16 protein-coding genes are annotated in these 16,123 nt (G+C 72.2%); 3 read left to right on the top strand and 13 right to left on the bottom strand.

Annotated elements, in window-relative coordinates:
* Positions 1-13 precede the first annotated feature (13 nt).
* Both ACFVYL_RS22740 and ACFVYL_RS22735 read right to left on the bottom strand, forming a co-directional pair.
* The gene (locus ACFVYL_RS22740) at positions 14-523 is read right to left on the bottom strand and encodes a flavin reductase family protein (protein WP_389718963.1); all 510 of its coding nucleotides are present in this window, start codon (positions 521-523) and stop codon (positions 14-16) included.
* Between the two features lie 233 nt (positions 524-756).
* Positions 757-1,083: a thioredoxin family protein gene (locus tag ACFVYL_RS22735; RefSeq protein WP_389718961.1), complete on the bottom strand. Its 327-nt coding sequence runs from the start codon at positions 1,081-1,083 to the stop codon at positions 757-759.
* A gap of 224 nt (positions 1,084-1,307) precedes the next feature.
* Between ACFVYL_RS22735 and ACFVYL_RS22730 the strand changes: the two genes are divergently transcribed.
* Entirely contained in the window at positions 1,308-2,036 is a 729-nt protein-coding gene (locus ACFVYL_RS22730) for a lysophospholipid acyltransferase family protein (RefSeq protein WP_389718959.1), read from the top strand.
* A 16-nt stretch (positions 2,037-2,052) separates the two neighbouring features.
* Here the strand turns inward: ACFVYL_RS22730 and ACFVYL_RS22725 are convergent, their stop codons facing one another.
* The 6 genes from ACFVYL_RS22725 to ACFVYL_RS22700 all read right to left on the bottom strand — a co-directional run bounded on the left by ACFVYL_RS22725 (position 2,053) and on the right by ACFVYL_RS22700 (position 8,276).
* Positions 2,053-2,664, bottom strand: coding sequence for a transglutaminase family protein (locus tag ACFVYL_RS22725; RefSeq protein WP_389718958.1), 612 nt, complete (start codon positions 2,662-2,664; stop codon positions 2,053-2,055).
* A 77-nt stretch (positions 2,665-2,741) separates the two neighbouring features.
* Positions 2,742-3,812 carry a threonine aldolase family protein gene (locus tag ACFVYL_RS22720; RefSeq protein WP_389718956.1) on the bottom strand — a complete coding sequence of 357 codons (1,071 nt, stop codon included), beginning with the start codon at positions 3,810-3,812 and terminating at the stop codon, positions 2,742-2,744.
* Positions 3,813-3,847: 35 nt separating this feature from the next.
* A complete protein-coding gene (locus ACFVYL_RS22715; protein WP_389718954.1) occupies positions 3,848-4,588 on the bottom strand; it encodes an SDR family NAD(P)-dependent oxidoreductase in 741 nt (246 codons plus the stop codon).
* Between the two features lie 26 nt (positions 4,589-4,614).
* Entirely contained in the window at positions 4,615-6,018 is a 1,404-nt protein-coding gene (locus ACFVYL_RS22710) for a DUF6421 family protein (RefSeq protein ID WP_389718952.1), read from the bottom strand.
* A gap of 81 nt (positions 6,019-6,099) precedes the next feature.
* A complete protein-coding gene (locus tag ACFVYL_RS22705) occupies positions 6,100-7,143 on the bottom strand; it encodes an alpha/beta hydrolase (protein WP_389718950.1) in 1,044 nt (347 codons plus the stop codon).
* Entirely contained in the window at positions 7,140-8,276 is a 1,137-nt protein-coding gene (locus ACFVYL_RS22700; protein ID WP_389718948.1) for an LLM class flavin-dependent oxidoreductase, read from the bottom strand. Before ACFVYL_RS22700 ends, ACFVYL_RS22705 begins: the two co-directional genes overlap by 4 nt.
* A gap of 401 nt (positions 8,277-8,677) precedes the next feature.
* On the opposite strand from ACFVYL_RS22700, the gene ACFVYL_RS22695 reads away from it, so the two are divergent.
* The gene (locus ACFVYL_RS22695) at positions 8,678-9,487 is read left to right on the top strand and encodes an ANTAR domain-containing protein (RefSeq protein WP_389718946.1); all 810 of its coding nucleotides are present in this window, start codon (positions 8,678-8,680) and stop codon (positions 9,485-9,487) included.
* Positions 9,488-9,508: 21 nt separating this feature from the next.
* Here ACFVYL_RS22695 and ACFVYL_RS22690 read toward each other — a convergent pair whose 3' ends face one another.
* The 3 genes from ACFVYL_RS22690 to ACFVYL_RS22680 form a co-directional block, all read right to left on the bottom strand.
* Entirely contained in the window at positions 9,509-10,708 is a 1,200-nt protein-coding gene (locus tag ACFVYL_RS22690; protein ID WP_389718944.1) for a GDSL-type esterase/lipase family protein, read from the bottom strand.
* 80 nt (positions 10,709-10,788) lie between these two features.
* Positions 10,789-11,364 (bottom strand): TetR/AcrR family transcriptional regulator, encoded by a 576-nt coding sequence (locus ACFVYL_RS22685; RefSeq protein WP_389718943.1) that lies wholly within the window; start codon positions 11,362-11,364, stop codon positions 10,789-10,791.
* 148 nt (positions 11,365-11,512) lie between these two features.
* Entirely contained in the window at positions 11,513-13,228 is a 1,716-nt protein-coding gene (locus ACFVYL_RS22680) for a dihydroxyacetone kinase subunit DhaK (protein WP_389718942.1), read from the bottom strand.
* A 353-nt stretch (positions 13,229-13,581) separates the two neighbouring features.
* On the opposite strand from ACFVYL_RS22680, the gene ACFVYL_RS22675 reads away from it, so the two are divergent.
* Positions 13,582-14,379, top strand: a complete 798-nt coding sequence (locus tag ACFVYL_RS22675; RefSeq protein WP_389718940.1) for a helix-turn-helix domain-containing protein — start codon at positions 13,582-13,584, stop codon at positions 14,377-14,379.
* A 41-nt stretch (positions 14,380-14,420) separates the two neighbouring features.
* Here the strand turns inward: ACFVYL_RS22675 and ACFVYL_RS22670 are convergent, their stop codons facing one another.
* Both ACFVYL_RS22670 and ACFVYL_RS22665 read right to left on the bottom strand, forming a co-directional pair.
* Entirely contained in the window at positions 14,421-15,452 is a 1,032-nt protein-coding gene (locus ACFVYL_RS22670; RefSeq protein WP_389718939.1) for an alpha/beta fold hydrolase, read from the bottom strand.
* Between the two features lie 258 nt (positions 15,453-15,710).
* Positions 15,711-16,088: a DUF488 domain-containing protein gene (locus tag ACFVYL_RS22665; protein ID WP_389718938.1), complete on the bottom strand. Its 378-nt coding sequence runs from the start codon at positions 16,086-16,088 to the stop codon at positions 15,711-15,713.
* Positions 16,089-16,123 lie beyond the last annotated feature (35 nt).

Here is a 16,123-nt window from a genome sequence, read left to right as displayed (position 1 = left end):
CGGACGGGAACTCTCAGTCGCGCAGAGCGTTGAAGCGCCCCTGGTGGTACAGGAGCGGGCGCCCGTCGTCGACGCCGTCGCCGACGACGGCCTGGGCGAGCACGATGCGGTGGTCGCCCGCGGGCACGCGCGCGACGACCCGGCACACCAGCCAGGCGAGCGCGCCATCGAGGACGGGGACCCCCTCGGGCCCCTCGCGCCAGCTCGTGGGCGGGCCGAAGCGGTCGGCTCCGCTGCGCGCGAACGTCGCGGCGAGCTCCCTCTGGTGCTCGCCGAGTATGTGGACGCCGACGAACTCGGCCTCGCCGACCGTGGGCCAGCTGGAGGAGCCGGTGCCGATGCCGAACGAGACCACCGGCGGCTCGGCGGAGACCGAGGCGAGCGAGGTGGCGGTGAAGCCGACCGGGCGGGAGCCGCGGGCGGCGGTGATCACGGCGACACCCGCGGCGTGCTGCCGGAAGACCGAGCGCAGCAGATCGGGGGTGGCGGGGCGGGGGGCACTGAGGGCCGGCGATGCCGTCATGGGGTTGTCCTTCTGCCGGAGGTACGAGCGAAGACGTCGGTGCTCAGCACTGCGGACAGCGCGCGCTGGCATGGCGGGCGAGGTCCACGTGGACGCGCTCGTACAGCAGGAGGTCCCGGGGCATGGAAGCAGGCTCGCGATAGCTGCCGCATGCAGTCAAGCCCTTTCCGGGAGATGAAAGATGCGTCACGGCCGCGGCGCCCGCCGACTGCCGTGACCTGCGGGGCGTCCGGTCACACGGCCTCCCCCAGCGCGGCGATGACATCGGCCTTGCGGGGCTGCCCGGCCGCGCGGCGCACCTCGCGTCCGGCCGCGTCCAGGACGAGGACGGTGGGTGTCTTCACCACGCGCAGTTCCCGTACGAGATCGAGCTCGGCCTCGGCGTCGATCTCGACGTGGGAGACCCCCGGAACCAGCGCGGCCACGTCCGCGAGGACTCTGCGCGTCGCCCGGCAAGGCTGACAGAAGGCGCTGGAGAACTGGACGAGCGTCGCCCGCTCCCCCAGCCGCTCACCGATGTCGGCCGCGCCGAGCCGCCGCCCGGTGTCGTGTCCTGGCACTTCTGCCTCCCGCCCCCAGGGCCTCGCTCCGGTCACTCCCCGGTACAGCGTCCGCGGTCCCGCAAACATTCCTACGTGACGAGAATCTCCCGTATCGGCGGCACCAAGGCTGGCCAGCCGTCCGTTCTTGGGGCACGATCTGCGCAACGCCGAAAAACCTACGGCTGCGTAACCTCCCGCCGGGAGCCCCCTCCCCAGGCAGATACGAAGGGCCCTCCCCACCCATGGCAGAGCTTGTCTACCGTCCGGTCATCGGTGCCGCGAAAACGCTGTTCAAGGCATGGGACCTGAAGATCGACTGCAAGGGCTCGGAGAACATCCCACGCACGGGCGGCGCCGTCCTCGTCAGCAACCACATCAGCTACCTCGACTTCATCTTCGACGGCCTCGCCGCCCTCCCGCAGAAGCGCCTGGTGCGCTTCATGGCGAAGGACTCGGTGTTCCGGCACAAGATCTCCGGGCCGCTGATGCGCGGGATGAAGCACATCCCCGTCGACCGCAAGCAGGGCGAGGCGGCCTACGCGCACGCCCTCGACTCGCTGCGCTCCGGGGAGATCATCGGCGTCTTCCCCGAGGCGACGATCTCGCAGTCCTTCACGCTGAAGACGTTCAAGTCCGGCGCCGCACGCCTGGCCCAGGAGGCCGGGGTGCCGCTGATCCCGATGGCCCTGTGGGGCACGCAGCGGCTGTGGACCAAGGGCCACCCCCGCAACTTCAAGCGCAGCCACCTGCCGATCACGATCCGGGTCGGCGAGCCGGTGGAAGCGCCCAAGGACCAGTACGCGGGCGCGATCACGCGTCGCCTGCGCGAGCGCTGCCAGGAGCTCCTGGAGGCCGCCCAGCGCGCCTACCCGGTGCGGCCCAAGGGTCCGGACGACACGTGGTGGATGCCGGCGCACCTCGGCGGCACCGCGCCGACCCCGGCCGAGGTGAAGGCCGCCGAAGCGACCTGACCGGTCCGCCGCCGGGTCATTGCGGCGTCCCGCACAGCTGTGAGGGGTAGATCCGCCAGAGATGCAGCCGGTCCCGGGCCTCCTTGAGCGCACGAAGCGCCACCGGACTCGGGTCGGCATGGAGGACCGGGTAGTCCACCTCACCGGCTGCGGGATCCACCGGCCAGGCCAGCCGCTCCTCGCCGAGACGGAACTGTGCGTCGACACCGGCGGGGAGGTTGCCGCGCGGGTCCTGCCGGTGCCAGGCGCCGTCGAGGCGTACGGCGACCAGGCCGTGCAGCGCGTAGCCGCTGGTGTTGTCGTCCCGCAGCCGCTGGTAGCAGAACGCCGTCGGGATGTCCTCGGCGCGCAGCAGGGCGGCCAGGGCGTGGGACTTGGCGGTACAGATGCCGGTGCGCTCCCGCAGGACGTCGGAGGCGCGCCAGGTGACCTCCATGCGGCCCGAATCCTGCGAGTGGGGAACGGTGTCGCGCACGAACTCGAAGGCGGCGCGCGCGTACGCGTACGTATCGGCGGATGACTTTGTGAGAGCGGCCGCCGCCTCGCGGACCAGCGGGTGGTGATGGTCGATGACCTCGTCGGCGGCCAAGTACGCCGACAGGTCTGGGTTTTCCTGGATCAGCAGCATGCCGGGGAGCATAGGAATACGACCGGCCGCAGGTCAATGAGTTTACGGTCGGTCGTATACCTATGCAGACTTGGCTCCTAGCGCGCCATCTCTTCCTTGAGCGCCGCGAGGAACCCGTCGACGTCCTCTTCGCGGGTGTCGAACGCGCACATCCAGCGGACGTCACCGGCCGCCTCGTCCCAGAAGTAGAAGCGGTAGCGCTTCTGCAGGCGCTCGCTCACGTCGTGCGGCAGGCGGGCGAAGACGGCGTTGGCCTGCACGGGGTAGAGGATCTCCACGCCGTGCACGGACCGGACGCCCTCCGCGAGGCGCTGCGCCATCTCGTTCGCGTGCCGCGCGTTGCGCAGCCACAGGTCCTTGGCGAGCAGGGCCTCCAACTGCACCGAGACGAAGCGCATCTTGGAGGCGAGCTGCATGGACATCTTGCGCAGATGCTTCATGGAGCGGACGGCGTCCTGGTTGATGACCACGACCGCCTCGCCGAAGAGCGCACCGTTCTTGGTGCCGCCCAGCGACAGGATGTCGACGCCCACCGCGTTCGTGAAGGTCCGCATGGGGACGTCGAGCGCGGCCGCGGCGTTGGATATGCGGGAGCCGTCGAGGTGCACCCTCATGCCGAGCTGGTGCGCGTGGTCGCAGATCGCGCGGATCTCGTCGGGCGTGTAGAGCGTGCCCAGTTCGGTGTTCTGCGCGATCGAGACGACCTGCGGCATCGCGCGGTGCTCGTCGTCCCAGCCGAACGCCTGGCGGTCGATGAGCTCCGGGGTGAGCTTGCCGTCGGGCGTGGGCACGGTCAGCAGCTTGATGCCCGCCATGCGCTCGGGGGCGCCGCCCTCGTCCACGTGGATGTGCGCGGACTCGGCGCAGATCACCGCGCCCCAGCGGTCGGTGACCGCCTGGAGCGCGACCACGTTCGCCCCCGTGCCGTTGAAGACCGGGAAGGCCTCCGCGGTGGGGCCGAAGTGACCGCGGATCACCTGCTGGAGGTGGTCCGTGTAGTCGTCCTCGCCGTACGCGATCTGGTGGCCGCCGTTGGCGAGCGCCAGGGCCGCCATGACCTCCGGGTGGGCGCCCGCGTAGTTGTCGCTCGCGAAGCCGCGGACGTCCGGGTCGTGACGGCGGCGGGCGTCGGTCTTCGGAGGATTCACGGGCATGTCGTCACGAGCGGTCGTATCGCGCGCGGTCACGGCTTCTCGGTCAGCCACAAGCGGTTTCCGTTCACTTCACCGGCGGGCTTCTCCCAGACGCCGGCGATGGCCTCGGCCAGCTCCTTGACGTCCGTGAAGCCCGCGAACTTCGCGTTGGGCCGCTCCGCGCGCATCGCGTCGTGCACCAGCGCCTTGACCACCAGGATGGCAGCCGCCGCGCGCGGGCCGTCCTCGCCCCCCGCCTTGCGGAAGGCGTCCGCGAGGGCGAGCGTCCAGGCCTCGGCCGCCGCCTTGGAGGCGGAGTACGCCGCGTTGCCCGCGGTCGGCTTGCTCGCGCCCGCCGCGCTGATCAGCAGATAGCGGCCCCGGTCGCTGCGCCGCAGACCCTCCTCGAAGGCGAGGGAGGTGTGCTGCACGGTACGGATCAGGAGCTTCTCCAGAAGGTCCCAGTCCGCGAGGTCGGTCTCGGCGAAGCTCTTGCTGCCGCGCCAGCCGCCGACGAGGTGGACCAGGCCGTCGATCCGCCCGAACTCCTTCTCCGTGCGCGTCGCCCACGCGCGGGTCGCGTCCAGATCCAGCAGGTCGACCGTGTCGCCGATGACGGTCGCCCCGCCGTGCGCGTACCGCGCGGCGTCCACCGCTTCGGCGAGGCGCGCGGGGTCGGCGTCCGATGCCACGACCGTGGCCCCTGCCTCGGCCAGCCTGAGCAGGGTGGCCCGTCCCGCGGGTCCGGCCGCTCCGGCCACCGCGACCACGGCTCCATCGAGTGCGGACATGGTCCTCGCCTCCTCCTGGCGGCCGCTCACGCGGCGGCCTTCTCGGCGCTCGAAGAAGCGGTGATCCCCTTGGTGGAGGCGATCACGTTCTTCAGCTTCTTGGAGAGCGCCTCATAGAACATGCTGAGCGGAAACTCGTCGGGAAGCACCTCGTCGACGAGTTTGCGCGGCGGCAGCGAGGTGTCCAGGGCGTCCGGGCCCTTGGCCCAGCGCGATCCGGGGTGCGGGGCCAGGTACTGGGAGACCAGGTCGTACGCCGCGAACCAGTGGACCAGCTTCGGGCGGTCGATGCCCGCCCGGTAGAGGGCCTCGATCTCGCCGCACAGCTGGTTGGTGACCTGCGGGGCGCGCTCCCAGTCGATCCTGAGCTGGTTGTCGGTCCAGCGGACCACGTCGTGCTTGTGGAGGTAGGCGAAGAGGAGCTGGCCGCCGAGCCCGTCGTAGTTCTTGACGCGGTCGCCGGTGACCGGGAAGCGGAACATCCGGTCGAAGAGGACGGCGTACTGCACGTCGCGCGCCTGCGGGACGCCTTCGGCTTCCAGCTTCACGGCCTCCTTGAAGGCGGTGAGGTCACAGCGCAGCTCCTCCAGGCCGTACATCCAGAACGGCTGGCGCTGCTTGATCATGAACGGGTCGAACGGCAGGTCGCCGTGGCTGTGGGTGCGGTCGTGGACCATGTCCCACAGGACGAACGCCTGCTCACAGCGGTCCTGGTCGCCGACCATCGCACGGATGTCGTCGGGCAGTTCGAGCCCGAGGAGGTCCACGGCGGCCTCGGTGACGCGGCGGAAGCGGGCCGCCTCGCGGTCGCAGAAGATGCCGCCCCAGGAGAAGCGCTCGGGGGCCTCGCGCACCGCGATGGTCTCGGGGAAGAGGACGGCCGAGTTCGTGTCGTACCCGGCGGTGAAGTCCTCGAAGGTGATGCCGCAGAAGAGCGGGTTGTCGTAGCGCGTGCGCTCGAGGTCGGCCAGCCAGTCGGGCCAGACCATGCGCAGCACGACCGCTTCGAGATTGCGGTCGGGGTTGCCGTTCTGCGTGTACATCGGGAAGACGACCAGGTGCTGCAGGCCGTCCTCGCGGCGCGCCGCGGGCTGGAAGGCGAGCAGCGAGTCGAGGAAGTCCGGCACCCGGAAGCCCCCCTCGGCCCAGCGGCGCAGGTCCGCGACGAGCGCCCGGTGGTACGCCGCGTCGTGCGGCAGGAGCGGGGAGAGCTCGTCGACCGCGGATATCACGCGGTCCACGGCGAGTTCGGCGATGCTCCTGGCCGGGGCGCCGTCCGCCGCGAAGTCGATGGACCCGTCCGCCGACTGCCAGGGCCGGATGTCCTCGACGGCGTCCTTGAGCACCGGCCACGCCGGGTGGTCCACCACCGGCCCATCAGCGGTAGGAACCGCACCCTCCGTACCCGACTGCACAAGAATTTCCGTCATGACCCACCTTCCACGGGAGAACCTCGCGTCAGAACACCGTATGCGTGCGAGGTTCTCCGCGACAAGGGGGGTATCGGGAAATTATCCTGTGCCACCCCCTGTTCCACCGCTGTTTTTCCTGTGGGCCGATACCGATACGGAGTCGATCGCTTCTGCCACACCCGCCAGCACTCCCGCCGCGTTGGGCAGCAGCTCAGGGAAGCCCAGGAAGCCGTGGAACATCCGCGGGCAGTGGACCAGGGTGACGGCCACGCCGGCCGCGCGCAGGCGGTCCGCGTAGTCCAGCCCTTCGTCGCGCAGCGGGTCGCAGCCCGCGACGACGAGGTGCGCGGGCGGCAGTCCGGTGAGGCCGGCGGCGCGCAGCGGTGAGGCGAGGGGATGCGTGCCGTCGCCGCCGGGCCCGAGGTACTGCTGCCAGAACCAGCGCATGTGCGCGGCGGTCAGGAAGTACCCGCGCGCGTTCTCCCGGTACGAGGCGGTGTCCTGGGCGGCGTCCAGTACGGGGTAGAGCAGCACCTGCAGCGCGACGGCGGGGCCGCACTCGTCCCGCGCCCTGAGTGTCACGGCGGTGGCGAGGCCGCCGCCGCTGCTGTCCCCCGCGGTGACGATCGCGCCCGGATCGCCGCCGAGCACGGCGCTTTCGCTCGCGGCCCAGCACAGCGCCGCGTACGCGTCGTCGACGGCCGCCGGGAAGCGGTGTTCGGGCGCGAGGCGGTAGCCGACGGAGACCACGGCGGCGCCGGCCCCGGCGGTCAGGCCGCGGGCCGTGGCGTCGTGGGAGTCGAGCCCGCAGAGCGTGTAGCCGCCACCGTGGAGGAAGACGACGGTCGGGCGGGGCCCCGGGTGCCGTTCCCGGTCCGGGAGATAGATCCGGACCGGGATCCCGGGCGCGCCCGGCGCCCCCGGGACCATCCGGTCCGCCACCGGCCCGACCGCGGGCCGCGCCTTTCCGGAGGCGGGCGCGGCGGCGAGGGTCCGCCGCGCCTCGACGGCGTCGGTGACGGCGCCGCCGAGATCGGGGAAGGCGGCGGCCAGGGCGTCCACGAGGGGCCTGGCAAGGGGGTCGAGACGGTCGGCGCCGGGCGCCACCGCCCCGGCGGGGTCCGCGTTCTCCCTTCGCGTCACGGCGTGGCCGCTCCCCGGGGGCGGAAGTGGGGGATGACCTTTTCGCCCCACTGCCGCAGAGTCTCCAGGCAGGCCTCCTGCGGGACGGTGCCCATCTGGACGAGGCACATGACCTCGTCGGCCCCCGCGTCGCGCAGGCGCTCCACGTAGGCGATGGCGTCGTCCGCGGTGCCGTACGCGTGGTCGGCGTTGAAGGTGGCCGTCGAAGTGGGGCGCACCGGAATGTCGTGCTCGTGCAGCCGCGCGACGACCTGCTCGGCCGCCCTGCGCATCTCGGCCGCCTCGTCGCCGCCTTCGACGACCGCCTCGTCGGGGACGCCCGCGCCGCCGTACCAGTGCCCGATGGACTGCGCGAAGAACCGCTGCCCGCGGACGCCGACGCGCCGCGCGGCCGCCCCGTCGTCGAGCACGATCGTCGGGCAGAGCACGGAGAAGTGGTCGTTGACGACGCTCGACACGAACCGCGCGTCGGTGCGGGCGGCGATCGCGGCGTCGTACGCCTGACGCATTCCGGCGATCGACTCGGGGCCCGCGAAGCCCATCACGAGGGCGCCGATGCCGAGTTCGGCGGCCTGCGTCAGGGTCTCGGTCCTGCTGCACGCGAGGAAGAGCGGCGGGTGCGGGGTCTGTACGGGGCGCGGCAGGATCGGGTGGGGGCCGATGTCGAGGAGCTCGCCGTGATGTTCCAGCTCCTCCTTCTCCCAGGCCTTTGCGATGATCCGCAGCGCTTCCTCGACCTCCTGCGTCGTACGGTCCCTGTCGACCCCGCACAGGGACGTCTCCTGCGCCGTGCCGCCCCGGCCCGCGCCGAGGTCGAGCCGCCCTCCGGAGAGCAGGTCCAGCATGGCCGCGCGTTCGGCGACCCGCGCCGGATGGTTGAAGTTGAACGGCATGCAGACGACGCCGTGCCCGATCCTGATGGTGCTGGTGCGCGCGGCGACCCAGGTCAGGAAGATTTCCGGCGCACTCATGTGCGCGTACCACTTGAGTGAATGGTGCTCTACCGCCCATATGCGGTCGAACCCCATCTGTTCGGCCAGTACGGCCTGTTCGACGCTGTCGTGGATGAGCTGGTGTTCCCGTTCGACGGTCGGGTCGGCGAGCTGCGCCTCGAAGATGACGGAGAACTTCATGTGCCCTCCAGGGTGTGGTGCCCTCGGTGCCTGTACGGCACGGCCTGTATGTCGATTAGCCATATGACTAGTCGTCACATCACGAACAAGCAAGGGCTGACGCACGGCCTCCTCCCGAGCGGACCCTGTCCGGGAATCACCTGCGTCGGCGGCTGGTTGGCAGGGTGGAGCATGACATCGGGAACCGGTCGCGTTACGGTCACGGAAGTGTGAAGAGCAGGCCCCTGACGGTGGTCGGACCCGAGGGCTGGGCCGATGACCGTGTCGGCGCCACTGCCGCTCACAGAACGACGAGAATGCCGGAGCAGGGCGCCGCCATGGGAGACAGATTGACCGTTCCGTCCGCACCCACGCCAAACGATCAGTCCGCGTCGCAGGGGGTGCCGTCACCCAGGGGCGAGGTGGAGTTGCTCAAAGCCACCACCGAACAGCTTCGCGACCAGGTGTTCGAGCTCCAGGTCCAGGCGCGTGCCCGCGCCAGGATCGCGCTGGCCGAGGGCATCCTGGTCGAGCGCTACCGGCTCGCGGGCCCGCAGGAGGCGTTCGCGTTGCTGCGCCAGGCCTCCCAGCGGGCCAACATCAAGCTGCACCAGCTGGCCTCCGCGGTCGTCCGCACACCGGGTCCGGCGCCGGGCGCCGCGGTGTGGGTCGTCGAGCGGGCGCAGCAGCCGACTCCGGACCTGGGCGTGCTCCAGGCCGGCTCGCTCGACGCGACGAACCAGGGCGAGGTCCTCGGCGCCGCGCTGCGCCGTGTCATGGCCGTCACCGGTACGGACATGGGGAATGTGCAGCTGGTCGAGGACGACATCCTGCGCATGGCCAAGCACGCGGGCCTGCCCCGGCAGTTCACCGACTACTTCGCGTTCGTCGACGGGAACACGTCGTGCTCCCGGGCCGCCGCCGCCAGTCACCAGGTCACCGTCAAAGAGGTGGCCTCATCGGCCGGTTTCGACGACGACACGCGGCGCGTGATCCTCGCCTCCGGCAGCCGCGCCTGCCACAGCATCCCTCTCGTCGACGAGCAGGACACCGTCCGCGGCGTGATCTCCTCCCACCACGCCCGGCCCCTCGCCGGCTTCACCCAGACGCAGCTGCGGGCCCTGGACAGCGCGAGCCGCGCCCTCGGCTCCTGGATCAAGTGGCATCAGCGCACCGTGCTCGTCGACGCGCTGCAGGATCTGCACCGGCTGGCCCGCGCCCACCGGGTGTAGCGGTCCTCGCGGCCGAGGGATTCAGCCGGCCGCCGTGAAGACCGCGTCGGCGAAGGCTCCCCCTGGCGTGAAGGCCCGCTCGGCGAACCGCTCCCCCATGCGGCGGTGCGCGGCCGCGTCCGGGTGGAGCTGGTCGGGCAGCGGCAGTTCGGCAGCGTCCTCGGTGCCGTAGAGCTCACGGCCGTCCAGGTAGTACAGGTTCGGGTCGTCCGCCGCCCGCTGCCGCACGATCCGGGCCAGTTCGTCGCGGATGACGTTGAGGGTGAGCTTGCCGCTCGCCCGTTCCGCCGGGTCGCCCATGGCCTTGAACACGATCCGTCCCTCGCTGAAGCCGGAGAAGTCCGGCGCGCTGGGGCCAGGGGTGTCCTCGTGCACGGGGCACAGAATCGGCGAGACGACCAGGAGCGGGGTGTCGGGGTGCCCCTCACGGACGGTGTCCAGGAAGCCGTGCATCGCCGGGGTGAAGGCGCGCAGTCGCATCGCGTCCGCGTTGACCAGGTTGATTCCCATCTTGATGCTGATCAGGTCGGCGGGGGTGTCCCGCAGGGCGCGGGCGGTGAACGGGTCGAGCAGGGCGCTGCCGGCCAGACCCAGGTTGATCAGCTCGACCCCGCCGAGCGAGGCGGCGAGCGCGGGCCATGTGGTGGTGGGCCCGGCCGCGTCGGAGCCGTGGCTGATCGAACTGCCGTGGTGCAGCCACACCTTGCGGCCAGAGGCCGGGGCGGGCTCCACGGGAGCGTCGGTGCGCAGCACGAGGAGTTCGGTGGTCTCGTTGTGCGGCAGCCAGATCTCGACGTCCTTCATGCCGTCGGGCAGCCGTTCGGTGAAGCGCACGGTGCCGGGTTGCCCGGCGGTGTACTCAGTGGTGCCCGTGGTCATGTCTATGGTCAGGGTGTTGCCGCCGCTCGCGCTCGCTCGGTCGACCGGGCTGCCGTCGACGAGCAGTTCGTAGACGCCGTCCGGCCGGGGCGGCGCGCCCACGTAGACCCGCTTGGTGGGCAGCGTGTCGAGCTCGACCGCGGTGGCGCGGGTACGGAACGCCAGGCGCACGCCGGACGGCTGGGACTCGGCCATGGCCAACTGGCCGTCGTTGTTCTGTGCGCGGGCCCAGGCGGGCAGCCGGTGCGGCATTACGCCGCGCTCGGTGCGCTCGACGTCGAGGGCGCCGCGCAGGAGCTCCGCGGTGACGGGGGTGGTGGTCCAGTGTTGATCGGTATGCACTGCCGTATTCCTTGCCGTGTTCATTGCCTCAACCTGTTGATCAATGCGGATGGTCTCGGGGGCCCGACGCCGGAAGGACCCTAGGCAGCCGGCGCGGGCCAGTTGCGCAGCAGGGCGTCGAGGGCGTCGATAACGCGTGTCCAGGTCTCCTGCGAGTCGGGCGCGCTGTGGCTGAACCCGCCTCCGAGCTCCAGGCTCACGTAGCCGTGGAAGACGCTGCCCAGGAGGCGGACCGCGTGCGTCTGGTCCGGTTCCGACAGGTCGTATCCGCGCAGGATCGCCCGTGTCATCTCCGCGTGCCTGCCGCCCGCGCTGGCCGCGGCGGCCTCCGGTGCGAGCCTGAGCTGGGCCGCGGCGTACCGGCCCGGGTGCTCCTTGGCGTAGTCGCGGTAGACGTTCGCGAGGGCGGCCAGGGCGTCCTTGCCCGCCCGTCCGGCGAGTGCGTCGGCGCCCCGGTCGGCGAGTTCGGCCAGGGCGAGCAGGGCGATCCCGGTCTTGAGCTCCTGGGAGTTCTTCACGTGCGAGTAGAGGCTCGCGACCTTGACGCCGAAGCGGCGGGCGAGGGCCGAGACGGTCACCTGGTCGAAGCCGACCTCGTCGGCCAGCTCCGCCCCGGCCTGGATCAGTCGTTCCGTGGTCAGCCCTACGCGCACCATGATGCTCTCCTCGTTCGGCATGAACGAGTATGCATTTGCCTAAAGCCTTTAGGCAAATGGGCATGGTACTTAGCCGGTGCGTGCCACCTGCCCGCTCAGGCTCGCGCGATGCGCTTCTCGCCCGAGCGGGCCAGTGGACCGCGGTCGGTCAGAGCACGGTGATGTGGCCGGGGGCGGGCAGGCGCGGAGCGGTGGCGGGCTCGTAGATGTCTGCGAGGGCCATGAAGAGCAGGGCCACCGCGAGGGCGCCGGGGTCCGGGACGCCGAGGGCGTGATCTCCGACATAGCTGGCGCGGCCGCGCCGGGGGCGCAGCGACGCGGTGGCCAGGGCGCCGCGGATGGCGGCCTGGGCGGCCTCGGTGAGCGGCGCCACGGCGCCGGCGTCCCGGGTGGCGGCCAGGGACTCGGCGGCGGGTGCGAGGGCGTCGACCAGCGTGCAGTCGCCGGGGCTCGCGCCGCCCACCCGGTGGATGGCGGCGTATCCGGCCGCCGCGGCCTCCGCGAGCGCGGCGACCGGCGGCGCCCCGCCGTCCGCCGGGGAGGCGGTGGCGAGGTGCTGGAAGAGGAGGCCGAACAACGGGCCGCTGGTGCCCCCGACGTCGTTGAGGAAGGCGTCGGCGAGGGCGGCCGTGCCGTCCGCGCCGGTCTCGTCGGCCAGCTTCACCGCGCGCCGGACGCCACCGGCGAGGTTGTCGCCGAAGTCGCCGTCACCGACGAGCTGGTCGAGCTTGGTGAGGTTGTCGCGGACCTGCGTGACGGTGCGGGCGTAGTGGTCGAGCAGGGCGCGGTCGCCGCCCGTGCGCGGCGCGCGTACGGGCGAGCTCGCCGCGGCAGGCTCGGCGGTCGGCGCGGGCAGCCCCGGGGCGAGCGAGGGGCGCGGCAGGACCAGCGGGGTCCGGGTGGGTGCGGTCCACAGGTCGGCCCATCCCTCGTCGAGCCGGGTCAGGGTGAGGGAGAAGCCGGCCATGTCCAGGGCCGCGGTGAAGGTGCCGGGGACGACCAGTACCGGGCGGACGCCGCGGGCGGTGAGCTCGTCGCCGAGCAGCACGGCGATGGCGTTGAGCTCCAGCTCCGTGGTGGCGCCCAGGCCGTTGACGAGGGCGAGCACCTCGTCGGGCCCCTCGGGCAGCGCATCAAGGAGGTCGTCCGTCATGCGCCGGACGAGGTCGCCGGTCGCGGGCCGGGCGATGGTGCGGATGCCGCGTTCGCCGTGGATGCCGACGCCGTAGTCGAGGGTGCCCTGGTCCAGCTCGAACGCGGGGCTCAGCGTGGTGGGCGAGGTCTGGGCGCGGGCGGCGACCGCGATGCTGCGGGACCGGGCCACGATCCGCCGTCCCAGGTCGGCGAGCTCCTCCAGCGTCGCCCCCCGGTCGGCCGCGGCGCCCAGGAGCTTCTCGACGACGACGGTGGCGGCGGTGCCGCGGCGGCCGGTGGCGCTGTCCACGCTGTCGGTGGCCAGGTCGTCGTCGACCAGGACCGTGGCGACGGGGATGCCGTCGTGGCGCAGGCGCTCCGCGGCGATCTGGAAGTTGATGACGTCGCCGGTGTAGTTCTTCACGATGTGCAGCACGCCGTCGCTCTTGGCGGCCGCCGCGCTGGCCTCGTAGATCTGCCGGTTGTGCGGGGAGGCGAAGACCGCGCCGGGGCAGACGGCGTCCAGGCCGCCCCGGCCCAGGAGCCCGGTGTGCAGGGGCTCGTGCCCGGAGCCGCCGCCGGAGACCAGGCCCACCGTGCGGGCCGGGTCGGCGTCGAGCGCCCGCAGGTAGAGGGGGCTGCTGTTCACCTCGATCAGCCCGGCATGCGCCTGGGCCAGCCCTCGGGCCGCGGTCAGCACGGCGTCGTTCTCCGGAAGGAAGTGGCTCATCGGGTTCTCCGTGGGTGTGCGGTCGGCGTGTCCGGGCGCGGGCGGTGCGTGCCGGGCTCGGACGGCGTACGCGGGCGAAGGGGCGTCCGTACGACGGCGGGCCGGCACGGCGGAACAACCGGCGGTCCCGGGCCACCCGGTACCGCGGAGTTCCGCTCGTACCGGGTGGCAGGGCGGCCCACCTTGGTCGCCCACCGCTCCCCAAGGTCGGCACTCCCGCCTACCGGCACTCCCGCGTTCCGGTCCTCGTGCCCTTGTGCGAGGCTGACACCGTGCACCCGCCCGGGCGGCGATCCGCGAAGGGCGCGCGGCACCCTCCGTACGACAGCACCATTTTTGCGAGGTCTTTACAGTTGCCGGACGCGCGACGCGAGGATCTGGGGCGGATGCTGCGCGCCTGGCGGATGGCACGGGACCCCGGTCTGCTGCCCGGCCCCGTGCCCTTCCGCGGCCACCGCAGCTACCTCACCCAGCTCGACATGGCCCTGCTGCTCGGCGTCTCCGAACGCTGGTACCGCGCTTTGGAGCGGGGCGAGGAGCGCGGGTACGCGCGCGAGATGATCGCCGGGGTCGCCCGGATCCTGGACCTCTCCGCGCATCAGGCGAGGGCCCTCTATCGCGGCACCGGCCATCAGCCACCACGGCAGCGGGACGCGGCCGCCCGACCGGACGCCGCGCTGCTCGACCTGCTGCACCAGCAGCGCCGGGTGAGCTGGATCTGCGACCAGGCCTGGGACGTGGTCGCCGCCAATGCCGTGGCCGCGCGCCATTGTCCCTGGCTGGTCCACGCGGACGCGAACGCCATGACCTGGGCGTTCTCCCCGGAAGCCCGGTACCAGTTGCGCGACTGGGACACGAAGTGGGCCGCCCCGCTGCTCGGGCGGCTGCGCCTCGCCTGGCAGCGCTGGCCGGACAACGAACGCCTGGATGAGGTGGTGCGGACGGTGCGGCGCGAGCCCGGCGTCGCCGAGCTGTGGGACCGCACGGCCGACGGCCGGGGCTCCGCCGACGACGAGCCGCGCCCGATGTACTTCCCGCTGGTGGCGCCCGACCCCGTCGCCGTGCGCATCACGGCCTACGGCCGCTTCGGCGACACGGCGCTGCGCTGGCTGGTCCTCACGCCCGTGGACTCGTCCGTCACGTTCCCCTGACGGTCCCGCTCGGCGGACTCAACCGGCTTCCGCGCCTGCCGTCAGTCGGGGAGTCCCGCGAGCCATTCGGTCAGGAGCCGGTTGACCTCGGTGGGGCGTTCCTGCTGGACCCAGTGTCCGCAGCCGTCCAGGACGTGCGAGGAGCGCAGGCCGGGCAGGGTGCCGGGGAACGCCGCGATCGCGTCCGCGAGCCAGGTGGTGGAGGCGTCCAGGGCCCCGCCGACGAACAGGGAGGGCTGGGTGATCGGGGCGCCCGTGAAGCCGGGGTTGAGGTCCTCCCAGTCCCGGTCCATGGCGCGGTAGCGGCTGAGCGCGCCGGTCAGGCCGGTCCGCTCGAACTCCTCGGCGTAGACGTCGAGATCCCGCTCGCCGAGCCAGCCGGGCAGCCGGCCGACGGGGAAACGGTCGCGCAGCCGACCGCCGCGGCTCACGAAGTGCGGGTCCGGCGCGTCGGGCCCGGGCATGGTGTCGGCGGAGAGCGCGGCGTAGAAGCCGGCGAGCCAGCCCCGCACGTCGGGCTCGATCTCGGCCTCGGCGCGGCCGGGCTCCTGGAAGTACGAGACGTAGAACTCCTCGTCACCGCCCATCCCCGCGAACACCTCGCCGGGTCGCGGACCGCCGGGCGGCGTGTACGGGACGCTCAGCAGGCCGACCGCTCTGAAGACATCGGGGCGCACGAGGGCGGAGTGCGCGGCGATGGTCGCGCCCCAGTCGTGTCCGACGATCACCGCGGTCTCCTCGCCGAGCGCGCGCACCACGGCGGCGTTGTCCTCGACGAGGTCGAGCATCCGGTAAGCGGCGCTCTCCTGCGGCCTGGACGAGCGGCCGTAGCCGCGCACGTCGACGGCGACCGCGCGGTAGCCTGCCGCGGCCAGGGCCGGCAGCTGGTGGCGCCAGGAGTACCAGGACTCCGGGAAACCGTGCACCAGCAGGACGAGAGGGCCGGTGCCCTGCTCCACCAGGTGGATCCGGCCCGCGGGCGTGGCGACGAGGCGGTGCGTGCGGTCCTCGCGGTCCGTGCGGTCCGTGGCGGGCGGGGTCTGGGTCTGGGTCTGGGTCTGGGGGACGTTCATGGATCCTCCTGGGGCTCCGAAGGCTTCGGACACGAGCATCCGGCGAGGGCGGGCGCGGTGGCGACGTTCTTTGCCGATCCGGCAAACGCGGGTCGCCGGACCCGGCATACCCGGCGTACCCATGGGCGGATCCGGCTACGGAACGATCGAGTCCACGTATCCGCCGTCGACCCGCACGGCCCCGCCCGTCGTGGCGGAGGCCAGCGGGGAGCTCTGGGGAGTTCCTGACGTGACTCTGGTCTCCCCCGCCCTCACCCCTCACCCCTTCCGCCGCTCCAACGCGTCGACGAGCACCCGCACGTGGCCGTGCGGAAGGTCCTTCGTCGCCGTAAGGAGCGTCAGGCGGCCCTCCTGGGCCTGGGACCGCAGCCGGTCGAGTGCCGCGGACTGGTCCGGGTCCGCGAGCTCGTGGCGGTAGCGCTCGGCGAACTCCTCGTAGCGCTCGGGGTCGTGGTCGTACCAGCGGCGCAGCTCGTTCGACGGGGCCAGTTCCTTCTCCCACGCGTCGAGCCGCGCCCGTTCCTTGGACACCCCGCGCGGCCACAGCCTGTCGATCAGGACGCGGGCGCCGTCGTCGGGCGACGCCTCGTCGTACACGCGCTTGACCTGTACGTCGAGGGAGCGGCTCGGCGTCATGGCGTTCTCCGTCCGGTCGGGGTCCTGGTCGGGGT

This window comes from Streptomyces sp. NPDC058308 (assembly GCF_042880275.1).
In the GTDB taxonomy this organism is placed as follows: Bacteria; Actinomycetota; Actinomycetes; order Streptomycetales; family Streptomycetaceae; genus Streptomyces.
This window is presented reverse-complemented; position numbering and strand designations above follow the sequence as displayed.